This is a genomic window from Amycolatopsis sp. (assembly GCF_036008905.1).
GTDB lineage: Bacteria > Actinomycetota > Actinomycetes > Mycobacteriales > Pseudonocardiaceae > Amycolatopsis.
On record NZ_DASYMU010000203.1, the window covers coordinates 1 to 26828 of the forward strand.

The 26828-nt window shown below is 68.9% G+C and carries 25 protein-coding genes; 10 read left to right on the forward strand and 15 right to left on the reverse strand.

From position 1 onward, the window contains the following. Positions 1-129: 129 nt before the first annotated feature. A complete protein-coding gene (locus tag VGP60_RS32805) occupies positions 130-1095 on the reverse strand; it encodes a GNAT family N-acetyltransferase (protein ID WP_327552046.1) in 966 nt (321 codons plus the stop codon). A 65-nt stretch (positions 1096-1160) separates the two neighbouring features. Between VGP60_RS32805 and yaaA the strand changes: the two genes are divergently transcribed. Then, positions 1161-1907, forward strand: coding sequence for a peroxide stress protein YaaA (yaaA, locus tag VGP60_RS32810; protein ID WP_327552047.1), 747 nt, complete (start codon positions 1161-1163; stop codon positions 1905-1907). Here the strand turns inward: yaaA and VGP60_RS32815 are convergent. Together VGP60_RS32815 and VGP60_RS32820 are read right to left on the reverse strand one after the other, a co-directional pair. Continuing rightward, complete coding sequence (locus tag VGP60_RS32815; RefSeq protein WP_327552048.1) at positions 1891-3003, reverse strand: FAD-dependent oxidoreductase; 1113 nt, start codon at positions 3001-3003, stop codon at positions 1891-1893. The genes yaaA and VGP60_RS32815 overlap by 17 nt on opposite strands. Before the next feature lie 51 nt (positions 3004-3054). Continuing rightward, on the reverse strand, positions 3055-4584 hold the full coding sequence (locus VGP60_RS32820) for an NAD(P)/FAD-dependent oxidoreductase (RefSeq protein WP_327552049.1): 1530 nt from the start codon (positions 4582-4584) through the stop codon (positions 3055-3057). A gap of 177 nt (positions 4585-4761) precedes the next feature. On the opposite strand from VGP60_RS32820, the gene VGP60_RS32825 reads away from it, so the two are divergent. The 3 genes from VGP60_RS32825 to VGP60_RS32835 all read left to right on the forward strand — a co-directional run bounded on the left by VGP60_RS32825 (position 4762) and on the right by VGP60_RS32835 (position 9817). After that, the gene (locus tag VGP60_RS32825; protein WP_327552050.1) at positions 4762-6729 is read left to right on the forward strand and encodes a LuxR C-terminal-related transcriptional regulator; all 1968 of its coding nucleotides are present in this window, start codon (positions 4762-4764) and stop codon (positions 6727-6729) included. Positions 6730-6989: 260 nt separating this feature from the next. Next, on the forward strand, positions 6990-7931 hold the full coding sequence (locus tag VGP60_RS32830; RefSeq protein WP_327552051.1) for a serine protein kinase RIO: 942 nt from the start codon (positions 6990-6992) through the stop codon (positions 7929-7931). A 344-nt stretch (positions 7932-8275) separates the two neighbouring features. Continuing rightward, positions 8276-9817 (forward strand): DEAD/DEAH box helicase, encoded by a 1542-nt coding sequence (locus tag VGP60_RS32835; protein WP_327552052.1) that lies wholly within the window; start codon positions 8276-8278, stop codon positions 9815-9817. Between the two features lie 51 nt (positions 9818-9868). On the opposite strand, the gene VGP60_RS32840 is transcribed toward VGP60_RS32835, so the two are convergent. Then, positions 9869-10243, reverse strand: coding sequence for a hypothetical protein (locus VGP60_RS32840; protein WP_327552053.1), 375 nt, complete (start codon positions 10241-10243; stop codon positions 9869-9871). 119 nt (positions 10244-10362) lie between these two features. On the opposite strand from VGP60_RS32840, the gene VGP60_RS32845 reads away from it, so the two are divergent. Beyond that, positions 10363-11550, forward strand: coding sequence for an 8-amino-7-oxononanoate synthase (locus VGP60_RS32845; protein WP_327552054.1), 1188 nt, complete (start codon positions 10363-10365; stop codon positions 11548-11550). Here the strand turns inward: VGP60_RS32845 and VGP60_RS32850 are convergent. Both VGP60_RS32850 and VGP60_RS32855 read right to left on the reverse strand, forming a co-directional pair. Beyond that, positions 11547-12002, reverse strand: coding sequence for a GNAT family N-acetyltransferase (locus VGP60_RS32850; RefSeq protein ID WP_327552055.1), 456 nt, complete (start codon positions 12000-12002; stop codon positions 11547-11549). The two genes, VGP60_RS32845 and VGP60_RS32850, sit on opposite strands and share 4 nt — an antisense overlap. A gap of 9 nt (positions 12003-12011) precedes the next feature. Continuing rightward, positions 12012-12842, reverse strand: coding sequence for a serine protease (locus tag VGP60_RS32855; protein ID WP_327552056.1), 831 nt, complete (start codon positions 12840-12842; stop codon positions 12012-12014). A gap of 207 nt (positions 12843-13049) precedes the next feature. On the opposite strand from VGP60_RS32855, the gene VGP60_RS32860 reads away from it, so the two are divergent. Together VGP60_RS32860 and VGP60_RS32865 are read left to right on the forward strand one after the other, a co-directional pair. Next, positions 13050-13904 carry a M15 family metallopeptidase gene (locus tag VGP60_RS32860; protein ID WP_327552057.1) on the forward strand — a complete coding sequence of 285 codons (855 nt, stop codon included), beginning with the start codon at positions 13050-13052 and terminating at the stop codon, positions 13902-13904. 72 nt (positions 13905-13976) lie between these two features. Beyond that, complete coding sequence (locus VGP60_RS32865; RefSeq protein ID WP_327552058.1) at positions 13977-15371, forward strand: mycothione reductase; 1395 nt, start codon at positions 13977-13979, stop codon at positions 15369-15371. Positions 15372-15516: 145 nt separating this feature from the next. Here the strand turns inward: VGP60_RS32865 and VGP60_RS32870 are convergent, their stop codons facing one another. Then, positions 15517-16764, reverse strand: coding sequence for a CynX/NimT family MFS transporter (locus VGP60_RS32870; RefSeq protein ID WP_414640440.1), 1248 nt, complete (start codon positions 16762-16764; stop codon positions 15517-15519). Positions 16765-16860: 96 nt separating this feature from the next. On the opposite strand from VGP60_RS32870, the gene VGP60_RS32875 reads away from it, so the two are divergent. After that, positions 16861-17550, forward strand: coding sequence for a FadR/GntR family transcriptional regulator (locus tag VGP60_RS32875; RefSeq protein ID WP_327552059.1), 690 nt, complete (start codon positions 16861-16863; stop codon positions 17548-17550). 12 nt (positions 17551-17562) lie between these two features. Here VGP60_RS32875 and map read toward each other — a convergent pair whose 3' ends face one another. The 3 genes from map to VGP60_RS32890 are packed head-to-tail and all read right to left on the reverse strand — an operon-like array spanning position 17563 to position 21168. After that, a complete protein-coding gene (gene map / locus VGP60_RS32880) occupies positions 17563-18420 on the reverse strand; it encodes a type I methionyl aminopeptidase (RefSeq protein WP_327552060.1) in 858 nt (285 codons plus the stop codon). Positions 18421-18443: 23 nt separating this feature from the next. Beyond that, entirely contained in the window at positions 18444-20255 is a 1812-nt protein-coding gene (locus tag VGP60_RS32885; RefSeq protein WP_327552061.1) for a penicillin-binding transpeptidase domain-containing protein, read from the reverse strand. A 58-nt stretch (positions 20256-20313) separates the two neighbouring features. Next, the gene (locus VGP60_RS32890) at positions 20314-21168 is read right to left on the reverse strand and encodes a GNAT family N-acetyltransferase (RefSeq protein WP_327552062.1); all 855 of its coding nucleotides are present in this window, start codon (positions 21166-21168) and stop codon (positions 20314-20316) included. Between the two features lie 160 nt (positions 21169-21328). On the opposite strand from VGP60_RS32890, the gene VGP60_RS32895 reads away from it, so the two are divergent. After that, positions 21329-21535 (forward strand): DUF4177 domain-containing protein, encoded by a 207-nt coding sequence (locus tag VGP60_RS32895; RefSeq protein WP_327552063.1) that lies wholly within the window; start codon positions 21329-21331, stop codon positions 21533-21535. A gap of 40 nt (positions 21536-21575) precedes the next feature. Here VGP60_RS32895 and VGP60_RS32900 read toward each other — a convergent pair whose 3' ends face one another. The 5 genes from VGP60_RS32900 to dxr are packed head-to-tail and all read right to left on the reverse strand — an operon-like array spanning position 21576 to position 26432. Next, the gene (locus VGP60_RS32900) at positions 21576-21977 is read right to left on the reverse strand and encodes a VOC family protein (RefSeq protein WP_327552064.1); all 402 of its coding nucleotides are present in this window, start codon (positions 21975-21977) and stop codon (positions 21576-21578) included. Positions 21978-21981: 4 nt separating this feature from the next. After that, on the reverse strand, positions 21982-22824 hold the full coding sequence (locus VGP60_RS32905; protein WP_327552065.1) for a helix-turn-helix domain-containing protein: 843 nt from the start codon (positions 22822-22824) through the stop codon (positions 21982-21984). Positions 22825-22843: 19 nt separating this feature from the next. After that, positions 22844-23998 carry a flavodoxin-dependent (E)-4-hydroxy-3-methylbut-2-enyl-diphosphate synthase gene (gene ispG / locus VGP60_RS32910; RefSeq protein WP_327552066.1) on the reverse strand — a complete coding sequence of 385 codons (1155 nt, stop codon included), beginning with the start codon at positions 23996-23998 and terminating at the stop codon, positions 22844-22846. A 13-nt stretch (positions 23999-24011) separates the two neighbouring features. Beyond that, positions 24012-25223: a site-2 protease family protein gene (locus VGP60_RS32915; RefSeq protein WP_327552067.1), complete on the reverse strand. Its 1212-nt coding sequence runs from the start codon at positions 25221-25223 to the stop codon at positions 24012-24014. Positions 25224-25226: 3 nt separating this feature from the next. Beyond that, positions 25227-26432 (reverse strand): 1-deoxy-D-xylulose-5-phosphate reductoisomerase, encoded by a 1206-nt coding sequence (gene dxr / locus VGP60_RS32920; protein WP_327552068.1) that lies wholly within the window; start codon positions 26430-26432, stop codon positions 25227-25229. Positions 26433-26526: 94 nt separating this feature from the next. Between dxr and VGP60_RS32925 the strand changes: the two genes are divergently transcribed. Next, positions 26527-26781 carry a DUF2631 domain-containing protein gene (locus VGP60_RS32925; RefSeq protein ID WP_327552069.1) on the forward strand — a complete coding sequence of 85 codons (255 nt, stop codon included), beginning with the start codon at positions 26527-26529 and terminating at the stop codon, positions 26779-26781. Positions 26782-26828 lie beyond the last annotated feature (47 nt).

Below are 26828 nucleotides of genomic sequence, written 5' to 3' on the forward strand. Positions count from 1 at the left end.
CGTCGTTCTACCCGCGCGCGAAGCGGCTCATCGCCGAACAACTCCGCCGCTTCGCCTCCGGCGCTCCCCTCCTCCACGTCGTCACTCCGCCATCTGTCGACAGATGGCGATAGTTGCGCACGCGGGATATCAGCCGAAGGCGCGGACGAGGCCGGACCAGCGTTCGGCGACGACGTAGCCGCAGCGTTCGTAGATGCCGAGGGCGCCGTTGACGTTCTCCAGGTCGACGCTGAGCGAGGACCGCTGGAACCCGGCTTCCTTCGCCTTGGCCAGCGTGTGCCCGAGCAACGCCGTCGCGACACCGCGGCCGCGCACCGAAGCTCGCGTGCCGACGTAGTCGACGAAGCAGTCGCGGATGCCGGTCACTTCGGCGTCGGACTTGAAGAACTCGCTCGTCACGAACGCGACGACCTCGTCCCGGCTCGGGGAGAGCAGCAGGAACGACAGGTCCGGGCGGAAGTCCTTTGAGCCGGTGACGAGGTGGCGCCACATCTCCGGCGAAAGCTCCGTGCTGCCCCAGTGGTCGCCGAAGGTGTCGTTGCGCGCGACGCGGGTCAGCTCGTCGTACTTCTGCTCGAAGCCGACCAGCGGGAACTCCTCGGGCAACGGCTGCGCGGGCGGCAGTTTGGCGAGGTCGGCGCGCATTTCGAGGAATGTCCTGGCGGTGTGGAACCCGCCCTTCTCCATGACCTCGAGGTACCAGCGCTGCGACTCGTGCGCGTGGGCGTGCAGTTCCAGCGGCGCGTCCGGGAACGTTCGCGCGTGCACGAGCTTGCCCGTCCGTTCGAACCAGTCGACCAGGTGCGCGCCGACGGTGTCGTCGCGGTAGCCGGGATGGACCACGGCTTCGATCCGGATCATGTGCGCGGGGTTCGCCGCTTCGCGCGGCCGGACGAGGGCGTAGCCGACCAGTTTTTCGCCGTCCCAGATCGCTGTCGAGGAGTCCGCGAGGTCGATTGTCGGGGCGTCGAAGTCCTCACGCAGGTCTTCCGCGCTGTAGTGCTCACACGTCGGATCCACCGCTTCGGCCGCGGCGAACACGCCCGCCAACTGCTCGGTGTCGTCAAGGCTCAGCGGGCGCCACGTCAGTTCCATCAGCCGAGGTTAAGCCGGACCCTCCAGCCGCCGCACGCCATTTTCTCACCCCGTAACCTGTACGGGTGCTAGTGCTGCTCCCCCCTTCCGAGACCAAGGCCGCCGGTGGCGACGGCCCGCCGCTCGACGTCGGCACGCTGTCGTTCCCCGAGCTGAACCCCGTGCGTGGCAAGCTCGCCGACGCGCTGGTCGAACTCGCCGCGGACGTCCCGGCGAGCCTGGCGGCACTCGACATCTCGATCCGGCAGGCCGACGAGGTCGCCCGCAACGCCGAACTCTGGTCGTCACCCACTCTTCCGTGGCTCTCGCGCTACACCGGCGTGCTCTACGACGCGCTGGACATCGGCAGCTTCCGCAAGCCCGCGCTGGTGAAGGCGCAGCGGCGGCTGGCGGTCGCCTCGGCACTGTTCGGCGTGGTCTCCGGCGTCGACCGCATCCCCGCGTACCGCCTGTCCGGCGGCAGTTCACTGCCCGCGATCGGCACCCTGAGCGCGCTCTGGCGGCCGGCGCTGGAACCGGTCTTCGCCGGGATCGACGACCTGATCGTCGACCTGCGTTCCGGCACGTACGCCACGCTGGCCCGCATCCCGGGCGCGGTCACCGTCCGCGTGGTGACCGAGGTTTCCCCTGGCGTGCGCAAGACGGTCAGCCATTTCAACAAGGCCTACAAGGGAAAGGTCGCCGCCGCGCTCGCCAGGGCCCCGCGCGATCCCTCCACTGTGGACGGTTTGCTGCGCGTGCTCTCCCGCGAGGGACTGGCCATCGAACGCACCGGCGAGCACCAGCTGGAACTGCTCACCGCGTCGCACTGAACCTGTCCGGCCGATATGCGCCGACATCGAACGGTGGTTCTTCGCCCAGCGCCACCGCCGCCACGACGTGCCCCGAGAACGGCGCGAGTGTCAGTCCCGCGGGCCCGAAACCCCCGGCCACCACCACTTCCGGATGCCCGGACAACGCACCGAGCAACGGCTCACCGTCAGGGGACGCCGGGCGGAACCCGATCCGGGTCTCCACCAACGTCGCGTCGGCCAGTCCGGGTGCGACGCGGAGCGCTTCGTCGAGCACCTCACGCTGCCCGGCCGCGGTGACCCGGTAGTCGAAGCCCGAGCCCGTCTCGCGGGTCGCGCCCACGACCACGCGTGAGCCGGGGAACGCGAGCAGGTAGTGGCTCGAAACGGGCAGCACCACCGGCCAGTTCGTCGTGTCCGTCCCTGGCAGGTCGAGATGGGTGATCTGCCCGCGTTGCGGCGAGACGTCGAGCCGAAGTCCCAGCGGCGCAAGGAGATCCGAGCTCCACGCCCCGGCCGCGATGACCACGGCGTCGACGCCCACGAAGTCTCCGGCGACCACGACACCGTTCACGCGATCACCGCTCACGTGCAGCACGGCGCGTCCCTCGACGAGCCGCGCGCCCCGGGTCTCGGCCGCGCCGAGCAACGCGAGCCGCAGTTGCCGCCCGTCGACGCGCCCGGCACCGGAAACGTGCACAGCGCCCAACTCTGGCGCCAGCGCCGGGAACAGCTCGCGCGCCCGCGCCGGATCGAGCCGCCGCACGTCACCGGCCGCCGGCGACGTCGCCACCCGGGCACTCGTGCGTTCGTAGGCCGCCCGCAGCTCGCCTTCGTCGGCGGAGACGACCATGCCGCCGACCACCTCGAACGACGTGTCCCGCCGCCCGTCCTCGGCCAGCTGCGCCACCACTTCGGGGTAGAAATCCGCGGCCGCCGCACCGAGCTCGTAACCCTCGGTGCGCCGCGACGTCCACGGCGAGACGATGCCCGCGCCCGCCGACGTCGCTCTCCCCTGCTCGGCCGAATCCACGACGACGACTTCCGCCCCACGCCTGGTCAGCTGATATGCCGCCGACGCCCCGGCGATGCCACTCCCGATCACTGCAACTCGCATGATCACCAGCTTGCCCCTCGGGGCGCGCCGCGTCGAACCGTCCGATAAGGGCTAACCCACCAGGACGGACATGGCGGCGTTGTGCCCGGGGATCCCGCTGACCCCGCCGCCCCGGGAAGCTCCGGCCCCGCACAGGAGAACACGCTCGTGGGCGGTTTCCACGCCCCACTTGCCCTCCTGCACGGGGTCTTCGGCGTACGGCCAGGAAAGGTCGCGGTGGAAGATGTGCCCGCGCGGAAGGCCCAGCTCAAGCTCCAGGTCCAACGGGGTTTTGGCTTCGACACAGGGTTCGCCGTCCGGTCCGGTCCACAGGCAGTCCTCGATCGGCTCGGCGAGGACGCTGTTCAGTGAGGCCAGCGTCGCCCGCAGCGCCTCGGCTCGCGCCTGCTCGTTGCGTCCCTCGAACAACCGGGCGGGCATGTGCAGGCCGAACAACGTCAGCGTCTGGGCTCCGGCCGCGCGCTCGGCGGGACCGAGGATCGACGGATCGGTCAGCGAGTGGCAGTAGATCTCACACGGCGGCAACGACGGGATCCGACGCTTTTCGGCCTCGGCGAACGCCGTCGCGAGCTGCGAATAGCTCTCGTTGACATGGAAGGTCCCGCCGAACGCCTCCCGCGGGTCGATGGTCGTGTCCCGCAGCCGTGGCAGCCGCTTGAGCACCATGTTGACCTTGAGCTGCGCCCCCTCGGAGAACTCGGTCGACTCCTCCCCAAGCAGCCGCGCGAGCGTGCTTGGAGCGACGTTGGCGAGCACCCGGTCACCGTGCACGACGTGCTCGGTTTCGTCGTGGCGGTACCGGACTTCGCCGTCTGGGTCGATCGACAGCACCTCCGCGCCGGTCCGCAGCACGGCTCCGGCCCGCAGCGCGACGTCGGTGAGCGCACCGGTCACCGCGCCCATGCCGCCGACGGGGACGTCCCAGTCGCCGGTCTCGTTGCCGATCACGTGGTAGAGCAGGCACCGGTTCTGGCGTAGTTCCGGATCGTCGGCGGCCGCGAAGGTGCCGATGAGCCCGTCGGTCAGCACCACCCCGCGGACGGTGTCGTCGCCGAATTCCCCTTCCAGCGCCTCACTGAGAGGCCGCTCGAACAGCAGCCGCCAGGCTTGCGGATCGTCGACGAGCGCACGTAGTTCCTTCTTGCCGCGCAAGGGTTCGGTGAGTGTCGAGAAGGTACGCCCGGCCACTCGCGCGGTCATGGCGTAGAACCGCTGCCAGGCTTCGAAATCCTTTGTGGACCCGCTGAGCTCGCCGAACGACGCGGCCGTGCGCGTTTCGTCGCCGGTGTCGACGAGCAGTCCCGTGTCACCGGCCGGGGTGTACGAAGACATCCGGCGCCGGCGGAGGTCGATCTTGAGCCCCAGCTCCGCGATCACCTTGCGCGGCAACAGGCTGACGAGATACGAGTACCGCGAAAGCCGCACGTCGACACCGGGGAACGCCCGGGACGACACCGCCGCGCCACCGGCCTCGGACCGTCGTTCCACCACGAGCACCGAACGGCCCGCCTTGGCCAGATAGCCCGCGGCGACGAGCCCGTTGTGCCCGCCGCCGACGATCACCACGTCGTAGCGATCCATGATGCCTCCCGAAACCGACTGTGCGCCGCGACCATCGTGGTCGCGGCGCACACCCGGCACAAGCCACTCACCCGGCAGGGCATCGGAAACCCGCGCCGTATCCAATACTCCCTACGAAAGTTCTGTCACTGGTCCGAGTAGCTTCCGTGATCGTTCAAGCGGTCTTAAGCTCCGCAAATGGGCATGACCCGGACGAGTTCACCGGTGCTGGTCGGGCGCGAAGCGGAACTGCTGGCGCTCGTCGCGGCCGGAATCCGGTCGCCCTCAGTGATCCTGTTCGAAGGCGAGGCCGGTGTCGGCAAGACCCGGCTCGGCACCGAACTGCTCGCCCATCCCGACCTCGCGGCGCGCCGCACGCTCACCGGGCACTGCCTGCCGATGGGGGAGCCGTTCCCGTACGGCGTGGTGATCGACGCGCTCAGGTGCGCCGGGCCGGTACTGCTCGTCCTCGAAGATGTGCACTGGGCCGACGACGGTTCCCGGCAGCTGTTGCGGTTCCTGATGACGTCCCCGCCGGAAAACCTGGCCCTGCTCCTGACGTATCGGAACGAGGAGACTCCGGGCGGCCTGCCGGAAGAGCCGACGCTCAGACCGTCCGATGTGGACAGACTCGCGGTGAAACCCGGCACGGTCGCCGGCAACGGGCTCTCGCGGCACGAGGTCACCGCGCCCCTCGAACGGCTCCTGTCCGATCACCGGCTCTCCGGAAAGCTCAGCGGCGAGGTCCGGCTCAGCCTCGGGATGCTGCTGATCCGGCAGGCCGGCGGGCTCGAAGCGGCCAGGGTGGAGATCGAGATCGCGGTGAACGACCTCGCCTCACACCGCCCGGATCTCGCCGGACGCGGGATGGCCGTGCTCGCCCAGCCGGGGGTCGGCGCCACGTCGCTGTCCGAGCACCTGCGGTGGATGGACCGCGTCGACGAGCTGATCGACCACGCCCCCGAACGGCTCCTCGCGCTGACGCTGATGGCCGACAACATCCCGTCGCGGCTGCACATCGGCGATCCTCGCGCCTGGGAACGGATGGCGCTCGTCCCCGTCCGCGCCAGTTCGCCGGAGGAACACCGGCAGCTCGCCCAGCTGCACTGCAACATGGCCGACGCCTGCGCGTGGATCGGCCACCACCGCCGCGCCGACGGCCTGCTGCGCAGTGGGATGCGGCTGGCCGCCGACGGTGGCGCGCCGTACGTCGTCAGCACGGCGCGGGCGACCCGGGTGCACACGGACTGGCTGATCGGGAACTGGGACGGACTCGCGGAGCGCGCCACCGCGCTGGCCGTCGAGTACCCCGGCCTGCTGCCGGTGACCAGCGAGCTTTCGCTGGTCCAAGGGCTGCTCGCGGCAGCGGGCGGCGAGTGGGACCGCGCCGCGAGCCACTTCGCGGAGATCGGCGTCCGGCGGCCGGAGAACGCGTTCACCCCCGTCGTCATCGCGGCCTACGGCGGGATCGTGCGCATGCTGCTCGCCCAGGAGTCCTTCGAAGCGGCGGCGGCGGAGGCGTCGAAGGGCCTGGAACTGTTGCGCACCAAGGCGGTCTGGGCCTGGGGCGGCGAGCTCGTTCCGGCCGCGGTGGACGCCTTCTGCGAGACGGGCCGGGAAAACGAAGCCGTCGCGCTGACCGAGGAGTTCGAACGCGAGATCAGCGATCGGGACGCTCCGGCCGGACACGCCGCGCTCGCCGGTTGCCTCGGCACCCTGGCCGCACGACGTCAGGACTGGGGCGACGCGGTGAAGTTCCTCGAAGACTCGCGGGCGCGCTACGAACTGCTGCCCGCGCCCTATCACGCGGCGCTGGCCGCCGAGCGGCTCGCGCACAGCCGGGTCGACAGCGGCGACGACCGGGCCGCGACGGCGTTCGGCACGCTGGCCGAGGAGTTCAGCCTGCTGGGCGCGACCCGGGACGCCGCCCGCTGCCGCCACACCTTCCGCGCGACGGGCGCGGTCACGCCGTCCCGTCGCGGGCGCCGTGGCTACGGCGACGAACTCTCCCCGCGCGAGCACGACGTCGCCCGCCTGCTCAGCGACGGCCACACCAACCGGGAAATCGCCGAAGCGCTGTTCCTGTCCCGGCGGACCGTCGAGCAGCATGTCGCGAGCGTGCTGCGGAAACTCAAGATCAGCTCCCGCACCGAACTCGTCTCCTGACGTGCGACACGCCTGCCGCCGTGTTCCCCGTTCCCGTAGTCGTGCCGCACGGTTAAATCGGTTGCGCGGTATCGAGCGGGTGCGCGAGGATCATCGAGACGTTGTGCAAGGTCCGGCGGAGACGCCGGGTGGAACTCGAGGAGGTGCCCTGTGGTGACGACTGTCCGGGGCGTTGTCCTCGCCCGTCCACTCGCCCCCCGAGGCCGCTAGCGCATCCGCTCGCCCGGTGGGGCACCCCCTTCCGCAAGGAGAACCCACCAGTGCGCGAGCACGATTTCGACAACGAACCCACTTCACGCAAGATCCGCAAGCGCCGTTTCGACGACGAACCGGCGCCCGCCCGCAGCGGGCGTCTCACCCTCGACGAGCGCGCCCGGCTGGCCAGGCTCCGTGAGGACGCCTACACCGAAACAGCCATCCCGGGCGGCGGCGACCGCTGGTCGACCTGGGACGACGCCGTCCAAGGACCGAAACCCCGCCCGGACTGGGTGCTGACCGAGCTGGCGGCGGTCGACACCGAGCTTGGCGTCCTCAAAACCGGCAAGGAGGCCGACGTCCACCTGATCCGGCGGGACCTGCCCGACACCGGCCGGGGTTCGCTGCTCGCCGCCAAGCGGTACCGCAGCGACGAACACAAGCTTTTCCACCGCGACGCGGGCTATCTCGAAGGCAGGCGCGTGCGCCGGTCCCGCGAGATGCGGGCGATGGAGTCACGCAGCGCGTTCGGCCGCAACCTCATCGCCGAGCAATGGGCGGCCGCGGAATTCACCTTCCTGAGCCGCCTGTGGTCGGCGGGCGCGCCGGTGCCGTATCCGGTGCAGCAGCACGGGATCGAGCTCCTGCTGGAGTTCCTCGGTGACGACGACGGGGTCGCCGCGCCCAGGCTCGCGCAGGTCCGGCCGGAACCGGACGAACTGCGCGATCTCTGGTACCAGACGACGTCAGCGCTCGAGATGCTCGCCGGGCAGGGCCTGGCCCACGGCGACCTCTCGGCGTACAACCTGCTCGTCCACAAGGGACGGATCGTGGTGATCGACGTGCCACAGGCGGTCGACATCGTGGCCAACCCGCGCGGGTTCGAGTTCCTCGCGCGGGACGTCCGCAACATCGCGCGCTGGTTCGGCCAGCGAGGCCTCGACCCGCGCGCGGGTGACCCCGAACGGCTCATCGCGGACCTGCGGGAAATCGCCGGACTGCCCTAGTTGTGCGGAATGAACGGACCTTTCCCGCTGTTAAACGGCAGGAAGGGTCCGTTCATGCGCTCCAAGATGCGTCCTTGCCCACAGTTGGCGCCTCCGATTGGGCGCCCACGATCACGTCAGGTACAGTAGTAACAGACCGCAACCGGCGGCGTGGATGAGTGGTGTCCGTCGCCTCCAAAGCCAACTGAATGGCTCGCGATCTCCTTTTCAACCAATGGCGTGCAATGCCGAAGGGGCAAAGTGCGTCGGGTTCGTCCCTGTGAAAGCCCAATGCACACCATCTTGCCCTGCCTGCGTGCGGGCAGCCGGGCCTCCTTGCGACGTACCACGTCCGAGAGGTATTTGTGACAGTCACGTTCAATTCCGGTAACGCATCTTCTGCTCGCCCGAGCCGTAAGCCTGCGCGTACCGGTGGTAGCAACAACATCCCGAACAACGACACGGCCGTCGAGTCCGTCGCCGTCAAGTCTTTCGCGGAACTCGGTCTTCCCGAGCCGCTGCTGGCCGCACTCCGTGAGGCCGGCATCACCTCCCCGTTCCCGATCCAGATCGCGACCATCCCGGACGCACTGGCGGGGCGCGACGTCCTCGGCCGCGCGCAGACCGGTTCCGGCAAGACCCTGGCCTTCGGCCTGGCGATGCTGACCCGGCTCAACGGTGGCCGTGCGAAGGCCAAGCGCCCCCGCGCCCTGGTCCTCGTCCCGACCCGTGAACTGGCCATGCAGGTGGCGGACTCGCTCACCCCGCTGGCCAAGTCGCTCGGCCTGTGGTGCCGCGTCGCCGTCGGCGGCATGGCGTTCAACCGCCAGGCCGACGCACTGGCCCGTGGCGTCGATCTCCTGATCGCCACCCCCGGCCGGCTTTCCGACCACGTCCGTCAGGGCACCTGCGACCTCTCCGACACGAACTTCATCGCGTTGGACGAGGCCGACCAGATGGCCGACATGGGCTTCATGCCGCAGGTTCGCGAGATCCTCGACCTGACCCCGCGTGGCGGCCAGCGCCTGCTGTTCTCGGCGACCCTCGACGGTGACGTCGACAGGCTCGTCCGGGCGTACCTGGTGGACCCGGTCACGCACTCGGTCGCGCCGGCCACGGCCAGCGTCACCACGATGGACCACCACGTTCTCCAGGTCTCGCACCAGGAGAAGCAGGACGTCATCACCGAAATCGGCGCCCGCGACGGCCGCACGATCATGTTCGTGCGCACCAAGCACCACGTCGACCGTCTTGCCGAGCGGCTGCGCGAAAACGGCGTCCGCGCCGCGGCGCTGCACGGTGGCAAGACCCAGGGTCAGCGCAACCGGGTCCTCTCGGACTTCAAAGAGGGCAACACCCCGGTGCTCGTCGCCACGGACGTCGCGGCTCGCGGTATCCACGTCGACGACATCTCGCTGGTCCTGCACGTGGACCCGGCCGCCGACCACAAGGACTACCTGCACCGCGCCGGCCGTACGGCTCGCGCCGGTGCTTCCGGCACCGTGGTCACGATCGTCACCAACGATCAGCGCCGCATGGTCCGCCGGATGACCGACCGCGCCGGCGTTCGCGCCGAGTCCACGGTCGTGCGTCCCGGTGACGCCGAGCTGTCCCGGATCACCGGTGCGCAGCAGCCCAGTGGCGAGCCGGTCGCCGAGCTTCGCCGTGAAGCGCCGCCGCGTCGCGGTGGCAGCGGTGGTTACCGTGGCGGCCAGGGTGGCGGCGGCGGTTACCAGGGTTCCCGTGAAGGCGGTGGCTACCAGGGCTCCCGTGAGGGTGGTCGCGAAGGTGGCCGTCCCAGCTTCGGTGGCCGTAGCCGTCAGCCGCGCTTCGGCAGCGGTGGCAGTGGCGCCGGTGGCGGCACCGGCCGCCCGAGCCGCGGCCCGCGTCGCAGCTTCGACAGCTAAACAGTAGTACCGAGAAGGGCCCGGCAGGATCACTCCTGCCGGGCCCTTCTGCTATTTCCGGACGCGGGGCCTCGCCCCTGCCTTCACCAGCCCCGCGATCCCGGCCCCCAGCGCCACCACGACCCCGGCCATCTGCAGCACGGTGCCGAGGAACTGCCCCAGGTTCCCCGGCGCGCTCAGCCGGTCGCCGGTGCCGCCGGTGAGGAACGCGCCGATCAGGATGAACCCGGCGACGATGACGGCTATGGCAGGCGACCAGCGCGATCGCCACGCGAACACCGCCAGCCCGGCGACCACGAGGGTGATCGCCCCGGGCGGGATGTCCGGATATTCCTCCGCGCCACCCAGAATCTGCACGATGATGCCAAGCCCGGCGGCGACGAGCGCGATTCCCGCTGTTTTGGCCGCTGTAGTCCTGGATTCCATGGGGTGAAGCGTGGCCTTCGCCGCGGAGGACGTCGTCCGTCGTGAGGCGACACTTCGCCTACGCGCGTTGACGTACCTCACCTCGTTCGCCGTTCGCCGCGAGTGCGAGACTGCAGAGCGTGAACGCACCCGGTCCCGCCGCCACCCAGGTCCCCGCCGAGCAGGTTTTCGACTGGCTCGACGTGGAAGCCGAGAAGCGGGCCACCGCCGGGCTGGCCAGGAAGCTGCGCCCGCGCGCACCGCGTGAGGACGAGCTGGACCTCGCGGGCAACGACTATCTGGGACTGGCCAAGGACAAGCGGGTCGCCGGCGCCGCCGCCGCGGCCGCCTTGCGCTGGGGTGCGGGTGCCACGGGCTCCAGGCTCGTCACCGGCTCCACCGAGCTGCACGCGGAGCTCGAACACGAGCTGGCGCGGTTCACCGGAGCTCAGGCGGCGCTCGTGTTCTCGTCCGGGTTCACCGCGAACCTCGGTGCGGTGACGGCGTTGTCCGGTTCGGAATCGGCCATCGTCACCGACAAGTACATCCACGCGTCGCTCATCGAAGGCTGCCGCCTGTCCCGCGCGGACGTCGCCGCGGTGGCCCACTCGGACCTCAAAGCCATGTCGCACGCGTTGTCGACGCGCCGCAAGACCCGCGCGCTCGTCGTCACCGACTCGGTGTTCTCCGTGGACGGCGACCTCGCGCCGCTGCCCGAGCTGGCGATGGTCTGCCGCGAAAACGGGGCCGCACTGCTGATCGACGACGCACACGGCTTCGGCGTCCTCGGCGAAGGCGGCCGGGGCGCGGTGCACGCCGCCGGACTCAGCGCGGCGCCGGACGTCGTCACCACGATCACCCTGTCGAAAGCCCTTGGCGCACAAGGAGGTGCGGTGCTCGGGCCGCGCCGCGTGATCCGTCATCTGGTCGACACGGCCCGCAGCTTCATCTTCGACACCGCGCTCGCGCCGTCGAGCGCCGCGGCCGCGCTGGCCGCGCTGAGCACGCTGCGCGCGGAGCCGGAACTCGCGACCCGGGTGCAGGACACGGCGATGAACCTGGCCATGCAACTCAAGGCCGCCGGATTCACCGTCAGCACGCCGGCCGCCGCCGTCATCTCGGTGCAGGCACCTTCGGCGGACGCGGCCGTCGCGTGGGCGGCAACCTGTGCGGAGCAAGGGATCCGGGTCGGCTGCTTCCGGCCGCCGTCCGTGCCGGACGGCATCTCCCGGCTACGCCTGACGGCTCGCGCCGACCTCACCGAGTCCGATGTGGAACGAGCGGTGAAGGTGATCACCGAGTCCGCTCCACGCGGAGCCTCCAGCTAGACGCGACGCCACATGGTGATGTGCGGGATACCGTCATCGAGGAACTCGTCGCCCTCGGGGAGGAACCCGAACTTCGCGTAGAAGCCCTTCGCGTACGTTTGTGAGTCGAGCACACAATCGGCGTCACCGGCGTGGTCGAGCGCGGTTTTCATCAGCTGTGCGGCCAAACCCTGGCCTCGCGCGGCACGCGCCGTCACAACGCGGCCGATACGCTGCGCCCCGGCGGGTTCCTCCAGCACACGGAGATACGAGCCGACGCCGTCCGGCCCGTCCAGCCAGAGATGACGGGTGGACGGCACCAGGTCCCGGCCGTCCAACTCGGGATACGGGCATTCCTGCTCCACGACGAACACGTCGACGCGCAGGCGCAGCACGGCGTACAACTGCCCCGCCGTCAGCCGATCACCGGTCACGTCGTGCACGGTGAGCTTGTTCTCCACACTGTTGGCCACCCGGCAACGCTAACGCAGGATGCGCGCGCCCATTTCCCGGGTGAGGTCATCGGCGTACGCCGAGACTCGCGTGTAGACACCGGGCTTCCCGGCCTTCGCACAGCCTTCGCCCCAGGAGACGATTCCGATCAGCGTGTCCCCGACGACCAGCGGACCGCCCGAATCGCCCTGACAGGCGTCGATACCGCCCTTTTCATACCCGGCGCAGACCATTTTCGCCGGGTCGTAATTGCCGTAGCTCGACGTGCAGCTCTTGTCGGCGATCAGCGGAACCACGGCGCTACGCAGGAAATCCGACCGCGCTCCGCCGTCCGCTGTCCGGCCCCAGCCGAGCACGGTCGCCTTGGTACCGGAGGAATACAGCTCATTGTCGCTCTTGTCCGCGATCTTCACCGGCTGGTACGGAAGGTTTCCGCGCACGGTCAGCACGGCGATGTCGTCGCCCTGGCCCGGATCGGTGTAGTCCGGGTGCACCCAGGTGCGCGACACCGAAGTGTCCACACCGCCGGCGGAGCGCTTGTCCTGGCGACCGGCCACGACATGCATTTTCGTGCGGGACATGGAAAGCGCGCAGTGCGCGGCGGTGGCGACCGCCGTCCTGCTGATGATCACCGCGCCACAGAACTGGTTTCCGTCGAGGTCGGTCAGGTAGACGGCGTACGGGTAATCCGCGAGTTTCGCCTCGTTGCCGCCGACGATATCGGGCTGCGCGGCCGAAGCCGGTGTCGCCACCGCGGCGGGCTCCGCCGACGCGCTGCTGACGACGACCGGGACGAAAAGGGCGGTGGCGAGCAGGGCCCCAGCCGCCATCAGCACAGTGCGGCGAGTCTTTTTCGGCATGGGTGAATCCCTTCGACAACACGACTGGCGGGCTGCCGGCTCGGCCACTGGAAAAGAATGCGCTCGGGAGTCGAACAACTCCAGTACGTGCACGGGCAACCGACAACACCCTAATCGGAGAACGCCCGAAACGGTGTCACTGAATCGGGTGGTCTCCAGCCTCATACTGCTCCGCGCCGCATAAAAAAACGTGCCAAGCTTCAGCGCGTGCGAATTCGAACGGCCTCGGCGCTCTTGGGCGTGCTGGCCGTCGGCGTGTCCGCGTGCGCGTCGCCGGCGTCACCGGCCCCGGCCGCCCCCGCGGTGAGCGTGTCCACGCCAGCCGCCGCGCCGCTCCGGTCCACTCCCGAACCAGCACCTCCGCCGGTGACCTGGCAGGTCGGCGCGCACCCGCTGCCACGACGGGCGGACGGCCTCGGGCAGGTGCTGCCCACCCCGCCGGAGCTCATCGACCGCTCCTTGCCGACTGTCGACGTCCTGCCGCCTCCCACCGGCGGCAAGTACGCGGCCACCGTCCGCCCGGTGCCCGCCGACGTGCTCGCCCGCAGCACGTGGCAGCCCGCCTGCCCGGTCGCCTCGACCGCGCTGCGCTACCTGACGATGTCGTTCTGGGGCTTCGACGGCCGGGCGCACACCGGCGAGATGCTCGTCAACGCCTCGGTGGCCGACAACGTGACCAAGGCGTTCGCCAAGCTCTACACCCGGAAGTTCCCGCTCGAGGAGATGCGCGTCACCCGGCCCGACGAGCTGACCGCCCCGCCGACCGGCGACGGCAACAGCACCAGCGCCTTCGTCTGCCGCCCGGCACGCGGCCTGACGACGTGGTCCGCGCACGCCTACGGGCTCGCAGTCGACGTCAACCCGTTCTGCAACCCTTACACGAAGGGTGACCTGGTCCTGCCCGAACTGGCCTCGGCCTACGTCGACCGCTCACGGATTCGGCCGGGCATGGTGCGCGTGGGCGACCCGACCGTGCAAGCCTTTACTTCGATCGGGTGGACTTGGGGCGGCGCCTGGACCACCCCGAAGGACCGGATGCACTTCACAGCGACAGGCAAGTGAAGCCGGGAACAAGCCTTCACTCGATCGAGTTTGTCCAGATAGACACAGAGCTTCTATACGGAGGATGACAGCGTGCCCCATTACGACCTGGTGATCGTCGGGACCGGATCGGGGAACTCCATCCTCGACCCGCGGTTCAAGGACTGGAAGACGGCGATCGTCGAGAAGGGCGTCTTCGGCGGCACCTGCCTGAACGTCGGGTGCATCCCGACGAAGATGTTCGTCTACACCGCCGACGTCGCCTCGACGCCGTCGTTCAGCTCGAAGTTCGGCGTGGACGAGGAGCTCACGGGCGTCCGGTGGCCGGAAATCCGCGACCGGATCTTCGGCCGGATCGACCCCATCGCCGCCGGCGGGCAGGAGTACCGCACCTCGCACGCGGACAACGCGAACGTCGACGTCTACCAGGGTGAGGGCAAGTTCGTCGGACACAAGGAGCTTGTCGTCTCCTTCGCCGACGGACGGCCGTCCGAGACGATCACGGCGGACCGGTTCGTGCTGGCCGCCGGTGGGCGTCCGGCGGTTCCTTCGATCCCGGGGCTGGCCGAGTCCGGTTTCCACACCTCGGACACGGTCATGCGGCTCGACGAGCTGCCCGAGCGGATGGTGATCATCGGGAGCGGGTTCATCGCGGCGGAGTTCGCGCACGTGTTCTCGTCGCTCGGAGTGGAGGTGACGCTGGTGGCGCGCTCGGGTGCGCTGTTGCGGAGTGAGGACGAGGACATCAGTGTCCGGTTCACCGAGCTGGCGAGTGCGCGTTATGACGTGCGGTTGAACCGGAAGACGACCGGGGTCAAGCGTGACGCTGGCGGGGTGACCGTCGAGCTCGAAGGTCCTGAGGGCGCGGAAACCGTGGTGGCGGACGAGATTCTCGTCGCTGTCGGGCGCACGCCGAACTCGGACCTGTTGAATCTTGACTCGACTGGCGTGTCGGTGCGGGACAGCGGGCATGTCGTGGTCGATGAGTACCAGCGGACTGGTGTCGACGGGATTTACGCGCTCGGGGATATTTCTTCGCCTTATGAGCTGAAGCATGTGGCGAACCACGAGCAGCGGGTTGTGCAGCACAACTTGCTGAATCCCGAGGCGCCGGTTGCTTCGGATCATCGGTTTGTGCCGCATGCTGTTTTCAGTTCGCCGCAGATCGCGGCGGTGGGGATGACCGAGCAGGAAGCGTTCCAGAGTGGCGTTTCCTACGTGGTGTCCAAGCAGGATTACGCCGGGATCGCTTATGGGTGGGCGATGGAGGATACGACCGGGTTCGCGAAGTTGCTGGCGGATCCGGCGACCGGGCAGTTGCTGGGGGCGCACATTATCGGGCCGCAGGCTTCCACGATTATTCAGCCGTTGATTCAGGCGATGAGCTTCGGGCTGGATGCCCGGACGATGGCGCGGGGGCAGTACTGGATTCACCCGGCCATGCCTGAGCTGGTGGAGAACGCTTTGCTGAACCTGCCTTTGGATTGAGGGGCCGCCATCTGTCGACAGATGGTTGTGGTTGGCCTCTGGCTTGTACGGCTCAAAGCTTGTGGCTGGGTGGGCTGTAGGGGCCGACCCAGCGTGGCTCGTGTGTGGCTACGTGTGTTCTAACACTTGTAGCCACTCACGACCCCTATACGAATCGGCGGCGGCCGGCGAGGGCGCCGAAGAGGGTTTGGGCGACGATGACGGCCAGGACCATGATCAGGGGGATGGTCCAGCTGCCGGTTTGTTCGTGCAGGAGGCCGAAGAGGAACGGGCCCAGTGCGGCGAGCAGGTAGCCGAAGCCTTGGGCCATGCCGGAGAGGGTCGCGGTTTCCTCACCGGTTTTGGCGCGGAGCGCGATGACGGTGAGAGCCAGCGAGAACACGCTCATGCCGATACCGACGAAGACGCTCCAGAGCAGCGGGGACGCACTCGGGGCGATGACCAGCCCGAGGATTCCGGCGAAGCCGAAGGAGCCCAGGCCGACGATCCACCAGGTCTGGCTGCCTTGACGGGCGGCGATGGCGGGGACGGTCAGGCTGATCGGGACCGCGAGGACCGAGATCAGGCCCAGCAGGAGTCCGGCGTCGGTTCGGCTTACGCCCGCGTCCATCAGGACCTGCGGCAGCCAGCCCATGGCGATGTAGGCGACAAAAGCCTGCAGGCCGAAGAAGATCGTCACGGTCCAGGCCAGCGGGCTGCGCATGAGTGAGCGGCGAGCGCCGCCGGGGCGGGAGTTTCCGGTGTCGACCCTGACCTCGCGCCGGGCGGCGAAAATCCAGACGCCCACGGCGATGACGCCGATGACGGCCCAGCTGGACAGGGCCGCCCGCCAGCCGCCCAGGCCGTTGGCCAGTGGCGGGGTCAAGGCGGAGCCCAGTGCGCCGCCACCTTGGAGGGCCGCGGTGTACACGCCGGTCATCAAGCCGATCTGCGCCGGGAAGGAATCCTTGATGACGACCGGGATGAGGACGTTGGCCAGTGCGATTCCGGCGGTGACGACGAGGGTTCCGCCGAGCACGACCAGCGGGCCGTCCAGCACGCGCAGGACCAAGCCCGCCGACAGCACCACGAGCGCGGCCGTCAGCGCGGCGCCGACGCCGAAGCGCCTGGCCAGCACCGGCGCGGCGAAACCAGCGCCGGCGAAACAGAGACCCGGCAACGTCGTCAGCAGGCCCGCCCAGGTCGCCGACGCGCCCAAGCTGGCACGCATCTCGTCGAGCATCGGACCGACGCTGGTGATCGCCGGTCGGAGGTTCAGCGCGATCAACACCACCGCGAGGCCGAGCAGGAAACCACCGGCCAGTACCGTCTTCCGGGTTCCCGGTAGCTCCACGGCACCTTCCAGCGCGGGTTCGGTGTCCGGGTGCGGGAACTTCCAAGAATCGACAGCCACACCAGTACTATGACATACGTAGGATGATTGGTTGACCGGCTCTTTCGGCAACATGTGTTGCTTGGCTCACCAGTCCGTGAAAAGAGAGGTGCCGCTGTGCCTTTGGCCACTACTCGGCGTACCGGCTTGGTCGATCAGGCCATCGACCAGCTGCGCGAAGCCGTCAGACAGGGCGAATGGCCGATCGGGCAGCGGATTCCGACCGAGCCCGCCCTCGCGGAGCAGCTCGGCGTCGGCCGCAACACCGTGCGCGAAGCCGTGCGCGCTCTCTCCCACAGCGGGCTGCTCGAAGTCCGCCAGGGCGACGGCACCTACGTACGCGCGACGAGTGAGGTGTCGGGCGCGGTGCTGCGGCTGTGCGGCTCCGAGCTGCGTGAGGTGCTGCAGGTCCGCCGGACGCTCGAAGTGGAGGGCGCGAGGCTCGCCGCTTCCGCGCGCACCGAAGACGATCTGGTCAAACTGGACGCCCTGCTCGACGAGCGCGACCGGTCGTGGCGTGAGAAGCGCTACGAGGACTTCGCCCGCGTCGACGCGGAATTCCACCTCACGGTGGTCGCCTGCGGGCACAACACGCTGCTGACCGAGCTCTACCGCGGCCTGACCGAGGTGGTCACCGCGAGCGTCGCCGCCACCGCCGGGGACAAAACCGTGCTGGTGCAGGAAATCGGGCACCGCGGCCTGCTGGAGGCCATCGCCGCCAAGGACGCGGACAGGGCCGTCAGCGAAGCCGGTGGCTTCCTCGACGAACTCCTGTCGCGCCTCGACGTCGACCCTGGCGAGTTCTGATCTCGGGGGAAATCAGGGCAGGGTAAGGATTTCCGCGCCGGTCTCGGTCACCACGAGGGTGTGCTCGAACTGCGCGGTCCACTTCTTGTCCTTGGTGGTGACCGTCCAGTCGTCGTCCCACACGTCGTAGTCGATGGTGCCGAGGGTGATCATCGGCTCGATCGTGAACGTCATGCCCTGCTCGATGACGGTGGTGACGCTGGGCTCTTCGTAGTGCAGCACGGTCGGCGCGGTGTGGAACGCCGGGCCGACGCCGTGGCCGGTGAAGTCGCGCACCACGCCGTAGTCGAAGCGCTTCGCGTACGCCTCGATGACGCGGCCGATCACGTTGAGCTGACGTCCGGGCCGGACGGCCTTGATCGCCCGCATGGTCGCCTCGTGCGTGCGCTCCACCAGCAGGCGCGCCTCCTCGGAGACGTCGCCGGCGAGGAAGGTGGCGTTGGTGTCGCCGTGGACGCCGCCGATGAACGCGGTGACGTCGATGTTGCAGATGTCGCCGTCCTCGATCACCGTCGAGTCCGGGATGCCGTGGCAGATGACCTCGTTGAGCGAGGTGCAGCACGACTTCGGGAAGTGGCGGTACCCGAGCGTCGACGGGTACGCGCGGTGGTCCAGCAGGAACTCGTGGACGACCCTGTCGATGTCCTCGGTGGTGGCGCCGGGCTTGACGGCCTTGCCGCCTTCCTCGAGCGCCTGCGCCGCGATCTTGCTCGCGATCCGCATCGCCTCGATCACTTCGGGGGTGCGCACGCCGTTGCCGGAGTCGCGTTTCGGCGACGGCTTGTCCACGTACTCGGGACGGGCGATGGCCGCGGGAACTTCGCGACGCGGCGTCTGGACGCCAGGCTTCAGGGGGGCACGATCGGGCATACGTCCACCCTACGACTCTCTATTCAACCGAGTGACTTCAGGAACCGATCCGAGGCTTCGACGGCCGGTTTCGACGACCCGGCGCCGACCAGCAGCACCGCGAAAGCCAGGTCTGCCTGGTACCCGACGAACCAGCCGTGCGAGTTCGTCCCGTCCCCGAACTGGGCGGTACCGGTCTTTCCGTGCACGTCGGGCAGCCCGCGCAACGCTGTCGCCGTCCCGGTCGTGACGACTTCGCGCATCATCGACCGCAGCGAGTCCAGCACCTCCGGTTTGACCGGCTGTCCCAGATTCTGGGCGGGCGTCGGCGTCCCGCGCAGCAGGGTGGGCACCGAGATCCGGCCGGACTGCACGGTGGCCGCGGCGATGGCCATACCGAACGGGCTCGTGACCACCTTTCCCTGTCCGAAGCCGTTCTCCGCGCGCTGGGCCACGGTGTCGGCGGGCGGGACCGAGCCGGTGATCGTGGTCAGGCCGGGCAGGACGAAGTCCGCGCCGACGCCGAGGTCGCGCGCGGCGTCGGTGAGCGCGGCCGGGGGCAGGTCGGTCGCGAGCTTGGCGAACGTCGTGTTGCAGGAGCGCGCGAACGCCGTCAGCAGAGGAACCGTCCCCAGCTCGAACTTGCCCTCGTTGGGCACGATCCGGCCGTCGAGGTTGATCGTGCCGGGGCAGTCGACCGGGGTGTCCGGTTTCACCTTGCCCGTGCCGAGTGCCGCGGCAGCCGTGATGATCTTGAACGTCGAGCCCGGCGGGTAGCGCCCGGCGAGCGCTATCGGGCCCTGCGCGTCGGCGGGAGCGTTCTGGGCGACGGCGAGCAGATCACCGGTGGACGGCTGGAGCGCGACGATCATGGCCGCGCCCGGGATCGGGTCCAGGGCCTGTTCCGCGGCCGTCTGCACGCGGGTGCTGAGCGTGCTGGTGATCGCGCCCGCCGCTTCGGCTGGGTGGGCGTGGAGTTCGGCGAGTTCGTCCCCCGCGGTGTCCACGGTGACGACCCGCCAGCCGGCGCGCCCGGCCACCTTGTCGTCGACGAGCGAACGGACCGACGGCAGCACCTGCTTGGCGAATTCCTTGTCGGCCGCGAGCAGCCTGTCCTGGCTGGTGAAGCGCACGCCGGGTAGCTCGTAGATCGCGGGCTTGACCTGCTGGTAGTCGCTGTCCCGCAGGCTCACCACGGCGTAGGTCCCGCCGGGTTTGGTGGCCTTCACGCCGTCGACGAGCGACTGCTGGGTGACCGACGGGTCGAACCGGCCGACCGCGGCGGCCAGTTGCCCGGCGACCGAGTTCAGGTCCCCGACCGTCGCGGGGTCGACGACCACGCCGATCACCTTCTGCGGCGCGAGCAACGCGACGCCGTCGCGATCCAGTACCGGCGCCAGCTGCGGGGTGTCGACGCGGACGGCGAGGTTCTGCTGGACGGCGAGCTGGGGATGCACGACCGACGGCTGCCAGTGCACCTTCCAGCCGTCGTCGACCGAATAGAGCTGCGTCTCGCCGGTGTAGGACCACAGCCTGTCGTGCGGGAGATGCCAGTTGAGCTGGTAGGACGCCGTCGCCTGGTCGTCCGCCGAGGAGTTCCGCTCGGGCTGCGACTCGAAGTCGACCGACTGCGGCGCCAGCGCGATCCGGACCTGGTCAAGGAGGGCTTTCGCCGGCTCCGGGGCGTCGGTCAGGCTCGCCGCGCGAGTCGTGTCACCCGAGGCGAACGCGCCGAAGAAGTCGGCGACGACTTCTTCGGGGTCGGGGTCGGAGGAGAAGAGCCCGCACCCGGCGAGCGAAGTGACGAGCACGGCCGCCAGCGCGACGCTGGTGAATTGTCGGCATCTTGCTGGCACGCCGGGATTATGCCCCCCGAAAGCGGTGCACCGGGGACGAAACGCCGACCCGAAGGAGCTAGAACAGAATCGTGGCGTACTGGCCGACCTGCTGGAAGCCGACTTTCCGGTACGCGGCGAGCGCGGCGGTGTTGTAGGCGTTGACGTACAGGCTCGCCGTGCGGCCCATCCCCCGCACCAGCCGGTTCACGACCGCGGCGGTGCCGAACGTGCCGAGGCCGTCGCCGCGGCGGTCCGGATGCACCCAGACACCTTGGATCTGGCCGACATTGCTCGACATGGCACCGATTTCGGCCTTGAACACGACCTGGCCGTCTTCGAACCGGGCGAACGCGCGGCCACCGGCGATGAGCTCCGAGACACGCGCGCGGTAGCTCGCGCCGCCGTCGCCGCTTCGCGGGTCGACACCGACCTCTTCGATGAACATCGCTATCGCGGCGGGCAGATACCGGTCGAGCTCGTCGGGCCGGACCGCGCGCACCAGCGGATCGGACAGCACGTGCGGAGCGCCGTCCAGCGCCATCAGCGGCTGGTCACCCCGGATCTCGCGGGCGGCCCCCCACTCGCTGGACAGCTCGTCCCACAGCCCGAGCACCTGCTCGGCCGGGCCGACGAGCGACGAACACGTGCGCTGACGCCGCAGCGCGCGGTCGGCGAACGAGCGCAACGCAGAAGCGTTCCCGCTCAACGGGATGAGGTTGGGGCCGGAAAAGCACAGCCCTTGGAGCCGGCCCACTCGCACGGGACGGCTGTCGGCAGCCCATATTTCGCCACCGAGGCGCCAAGGATCGAGACCGGCGACTTCGACCCGAGCGCTGACCATGCAGCTGCTCACCGGGTCCGCGGCGAGCGCGGCACGAACCGCCGGAAAGTCCCGATCATCAAGCAGCCGCGCACCTGCTAGCCGCAACACGTCCTCCAGCGTGCCAGATAAACGCCCGCAACGGAACGCAAGCCCTCCGACACGCTGAGGCGAACATCAGGATCGGACTCTTTCGGCCCCTCCCGGCCGCGAGACCACGCCTGGAGCGTTCACCCGATTGCCCTAGCTACGCAACTGACACAATCGGGACATGCAGCGATTCACATACCGAGTTGTCGAGGTCCGCGAAAAGATGATCGGCGGCAAGATGTCCGGCGACAAACTGGAGAAGGTGCTCAACGACAACGCCTCGGACGGATGGCAGCTCAAGGCCATCACCGCGGCGGAGATCAAGGGCCGCATCGGCCCCGGCGGCGTCGAAGGCCTCCTCCTGACCTTCGAACGCCCCACGAGCTGACGCCCTCCCCTCGGGAATATGTCGACACTTTCCCCGAGGGTCAGGGGGCGCCGCGGTAGGTGCCGAAGGTCCAGAGGTTTCCTTCGGGGTCTGCGGCGGTGAAGGTGTGCGAGCCGTAGTCGGTGTCGTGCAGGCCTTCGGGCATTTCCGCGCCGGAGGCCTGAACACGGGCGTGCACGACGTCGACGTCATCGGTGACCACGCAAACCGCGTTGCCACCGGGTTTCATCGCGGCATGGACGCCGTCGCAGAACTTCGTGCTGCCGAGCATCACGCCGCCGCCCTCGGGCCAGCGCAGCTCCGCGTGCACGACGTCGCCGCCCTCATCGGGAACGACGAGCGCTTCACGGAACCCGAAGACGTCGACGAGGAAACGGACGGCACCGGGAGCGTCGTCGTAGCGCAGCGCGGGCCAAACTGTCGGAGCGGGTTGTTCGGTCATGCCCTCAGCTTGAGCCGGGGACAGCGCCCTCGTCTTGCAAAAATGGGAGCTCCTCGGCGATCCACACACTGGGCGGGCAGCCGGCGAGGGCACGCCATTCGTTCGTGAGATGCGCTTGGTCGTAGTACCCGCAGCCGACGGCGAGCGCCGCGAGATCGACCCGTCCGCCTTGGCGCAGCAGGGTTCCGGCGCGCTCGAACCGCAGCACACGCGCGGCCTGTTTCGGCGAAATCCCGACTTCCGCGCGGAACCGCTCGCCGAAATGCCGGCGGCTCCAGCCGACCTCGTCGGCCAGCGAAGCCACCCGGATTCGTCCGCCCGCCCGGATCATCCGCTGCCACGCCCAGTCGACTTCCGGTGGCGGGCCGGCGGTTTCGCACACGACGGCCGCGAGCACTTCGTCGAGGATCGCGAACCGCTCGGACCACCCGGCGGCGTCGACGAGCCGGGGTGCGAGCGTCGCCAGCCGTGGTGAGCCCAAATCCTCGAGGCCCACCACACAACCACTCAACTCCGCCGACGAGACACCAAGCAAAGCCTTGGCACCCAAGGGATTCAGCTCGACATGGAGCCCGGACTGGAACCGGTCCTGCGCGATCAGCGCCGGACCGGAATGCAATCCACCTATCAGCGCCTGCGCGCTCACGGGCGACTCACCGGGCAGCGGCATCCCGGTGACCCGGATCGGCCGGTCCAAACTGACGATCAGCGTGACGTGCCGCGAGGGCAGCCCGCGGTGCACGTCCAGCGTCACATTGTGCTGGGTGTAACCGATGTAGCGCGCCACCAGCGGCCGCAGCACGGGATGCGGCTCACGGGTGGCCCAAGCGTCGGTTTCCTCCGGCACGAAGTCCAGAGTAGGCCGGTCAGCTCACCGACACGACCGGCTGCCCGGAGGCCTCACCAGCGAGTTCGGCGGCTTCCGCGATCCGCATGGCCTCTTCGATCAGCGTTTCGACGATCATGTGCTCGGGCACGGTCTTGATGACCTCACCCTTGACGAAGATCTGGCCCTTGCCGTTACCCGACGCGACACCGAGATCGGCCTCGCGAGCCTCACCCGGCCCGTTCACCACACAGCCCATGACCGCGACACGCAGCGGGATCTCCATCCCCTCGAGCCCGGCGGTGACCTGCTCGGCCAGCGTGTAGACGTCGACCTGCGCCCGCCCGCAGGACGGGCACGAGACGATCTCGAGCTTGCGCTCCTTGAGGTTCAGCGACTGCAGGATCTGGATCCCGACCTTGACCTCTTCCACCGGCGGCGCCGACAGCGAGACGCGGATCGTGTCGCCGATGCCCTGGCGCAGCAACGCCCCGAACGCGACGGCGGACTTGATCGTGCCCTGGAACGCCGGGCCGGCCTCGGTGACGCCGAGGTGCAGCGGGTAGTCGCACTGCGCGGCGAGCAACTCGTAGGCACGGATCATGACGACCGGGTCGTTGTGCTTGACCGAGATCTTGATGTCGTGGAAATCGTGCTCCGCGAATAGTGAGGCTTCCCACAACGCGGACTCGGCGAGCGCCTCGGGCGTCGCTTTGCCGTATTTGTCCATGATGCGCTTGTCGAGGGAACCGGCGTTGACCCCGATGCGGATCGGCGTGCCGTGATCCTTCGCGGCCTTGGCGATTTCCTTGACCTGGTCGTCGAACTTCCGGATGTTGCCCGGGTTCACCCGCACCGCGGCACAGCCGGCCTCGATCGCGGCGAAGACGTACTTCGGCTGGAAGTGGATGTCCGCGATGACCGGGATCTGCGACTTCGTCGCGATCGCCGCCAGCGCGTCCGCGTCGTCCTGCGAGGGACACGCGATCCGCACGATGTCGCAACCCGCCGCGGTCAGCTCGGCGATCTGCTGCAGAGTCGCGTTGACGTCGGAGGTCAGGGTGGTGGTCATCGACTGCACCGAAATCGGCGAACCGCTTCCCACGCCCACCGAACCGACCTGGAGCTGACGAGTCTTGCGGCGCTCGGAAAGCACCGGAGGCGGAAGGGCTGGCATACCAAGGGCAACAGTCACGACACAAGCCTACCTAGGGCAAACGAATGGGATTCACGATGTCAGCCGTTACGGTGAGCAATGTAACGGCGCCACCGATAAACACCAGCACCATCGTCACCGACGACAACTTTGTGTAGTCCACCGGCCCGCCCGCGACCTTCCCGCGAAGCTTGCGCAACTTGTCCCGGATGCGCTCGTACCAGGCGACCGCGATATGCCCGCCGTCGAGCGGCAGCAACGGAAGCAGGTTGAACACCCCGACGAAGAAGTTCAGGCTCGCCAGCATGTAGAGGAAGAGCTCCCACAGCCCGCGTTGGACGGCCTCGCCACCGATCCGGCTGGCGCCGACGACACTGACCGGGGTGTTCGGGTCACGCTCGCCGCCGAAGATCGCGCTCACGACCGCGGGGATGCGGGACGGGAACTCGATCAGCCGCTGCGCCGTGTCCGCGAACAACTGGCCGGTGAAGGCACCTGTCTTGCCGATGGCGTCGAGGGGGCCGTACTGGAGCAGGCTGGGCGGTGCCTGCGGGGAGGCGCCGATCATGCCGACGTCCTTGACGCTGCCGTCGGTCTGCAGCCGGGGCACCTTCTGGACGTCGATGGTGAGGGGCACCGCCTGACCGTTCCGCTGGACCTCGACCGCCGTGGGGCCGACGGCGCCCTTGATGGCGACCAGCACCTCGTCCCAGGTCGGCGTCGGCTTGCCCGCGACCGCGGTCACCTTGTCACCGGGCAGCAGGCCGGCGGCCTGTGCGGGGACGGGATCGGTCGGCGCGCAGTCGGCGTTGACCTGTTCGGTCGTCGTGGCCGGGCGGACACAGGAGATCTTGCCGATGACCGGGGCCGGCGTGGCATTGAGGTTCGGCAAGCCCATGCTCACGGCCATCAGGTACAGCACCACGAACCCGATGATGAAATGCGTGATCGACCCGGCGGACAGCACCACGGTGCGCTTCCAGGTCTTGAACCGCCACATCGCGCGCGGCGCTTCCTCCGGGGTGACCTCGTCGAGCGCGGTCATGCCGGCGATGTCACAGAACCCGCCGAGCGGGATGCCCTTGAGGCCGTACTCGGTCTCGCCGCGGCGGAAGGAGAAGATCGTCGGCCCGAAGCCGACGAAGTACCGGCGCACCTTCATGCCGAAGGCCTTGGCCGTCAGCATGTGGCCCGCTTCGTGCAGCGCCACCGAAATACAGATGCCCAGCGCGAACAGCACTACGCCGAAAATGAAGGCGACCACGCGCTACTTCCTCCCAGACATCAGATCCGCGGCACGGGTACGAGCCCAGTGCTCAGCCGCGAGCACATCTTCCACGTCGCGGGGTTCGCGACGCCAATCGTCGGCGGCTTCCACCACCTCACCAATAGTGTCCACAATCGACGTGAAGCTGGTGTTCTGCGCCAGGAAGGCTGCCACGAGCTGCTCGTTCGCCGCGTTGTAGACCGCAGGGAGACAGCCGCCGGCGGCGCCCACGTGCCGGGCGAGGTCGACGGCCGGAAACGCGACGTTGTCGAGCGGTTCGAACGTCCACGCACCAGGCGAATCCCAGGTGCAGGCCGCCGCGGCGCCGGGCACGCGGTTCGGCCAGTTCAGCGCGAGCGCGATCGGGAGCCGCATGTCCGGCGGGCTGGCCTGCGCCAGCGTCGAGCCGTCCACGAAGGTCACCATCGAGTGAATAATCGACTGCGGGTGCACGACGACGTCGATCCGCTCGGCGGGGATGCCGAACAGGAGCTGCGCCTCGATCAGCTCGAGCCCCTTGTTGACCAGGGTCGAGGAGTTGATGGTGATCAGCGGGCCCATCGACCAGGTCGGGTGGGCGAGCGCGTCGGCGATCGTGACCTCGCTGAGCTCCTCGCGCTTCTTCCCGCGGAACGGCCCGCCGGACGCCGTCAGCACCAGCCGGGCGACCTCGTCGGCGCTGCCGCCGCGCAACGCCTGCGCGATCGCCGAGTGCTCGGAGTCGACCGGGACCAGCTGCCCCGGCTTGGCGGCGGCCAGCACGAGCGGCCCGCCCGCGATCAGCGACTCCTTGTTGGCCAGCGCGAGCTTGGCGCCGGTGGCCAGCGCGCGCAGCGTCGGCTCGAGGCCCTGGGAACCGGGCATCGCGTTGAGGACGACGTCGACCGGGACGGCGTCGATCAGCTCGACGACCGAATCCTTGCCCGCGAAGATCCGGGGGAGCCGGAACTCACCGCGCGAATAGCCGCGGCGCTGGGCCTCGGCGTACAGCGCGAGCTGCAGGTCCTCCACGACCGTGGGCTTGATCACGGCGAGTGCGTCGACCCCGTGCGCGATCGCCTGCGCGGCCAGCGCCTGCGGGTCGGAGCCGCCCGCGGCGATGCCCGCGACCCGGAAGAGCTCCGGGTTGCGGGCGGCGACATCGAGGGCCTGGGTGCCGACGGACCCGGTGGAACCGAGCACAAGAACGCTTCGCGAGGTAGTCATCGTCACTCATTGTCGCGCGGGTCCTTTCCCACCGGTGAAGCGAGGTGTGGGATCATGGAGAGGTCAGTGAGCACAAGGCCGGCAAGGAGCGATCGTGGCGAGCAAGACCGTCGACAAGCGACCCGCGGTGGACCCCCATGACGAGCCGTCGGTCGAGTGGGGATGGCACGGCAGTTTCCCCAAGGCCATCCGGATCGCGGGCTGGTTCAGCGTCTTCGCGCTGCTGATGATGCTGTACGGCAATCACCACGGGAACACCGAGAACATCTGGCTCATCGGCCTCGCGCTACTGCTGGCGTTCGGCTTGGTGCGCGACATCCGCAAGCGCCGCACCGCCTGGCGCAAGTAGAAAACTTTCGTACCGACATCGAAGGCCCGCCACGATCTCTCGTGGCG